At 43.1% G+C, this 413-nt stretch carries 1 pseudogene; it reads left to right on the top strand.

The features are described from left to right. A pseudogene (locus AAHB12_RS31390) lies at positions 1–311 on the top strand (hypothetical protein); the annotation flags it as partial. Positions 312–413 lie beyond the last annotated feature (102 nt).

Below are 413 nucleotides of genomic sequence, written 5' to 3'. Positions count from 1 at the left end.
AACAGATGCATATTTCCATCCATCAAGCAGCTTCTTATGTCATTGGCAGACGCGGCATGAACTTGAAGGAACGGGTGCCAAAGGTGCTGCAAGCTTATACAGAATATAAGGATGGGAAGCATCACTGGAAACAGTGGAGTGTGTTGACAAAAGCATTCAAAGTGCTTCGTCCGTACGTATTCTATCATGTATCGGACCAATCTTATCCATTATTCAACAAAGAGATTTGTAACTATGGGCTGACACAAGCAGAACGTGATGTTTTGCAGAAGTATGTACCAAAAATTTGGTTAGAAGAAAGGGAAACCTGACTTCGTTTGGAATGGCATCATCTGTTCTTGCATCACCATCATTTTGCCGCAAAGGCCAGAGGATCTAGCTCCAGAATGGTGGGTGCATTGGTGCAAGAACAT

This window comes from Bacillus sp. OTU530, from assembly GCF_038440375.1.
This window is presented reverse-complemented; position numbering and strand designations above follow the sequence as displayed.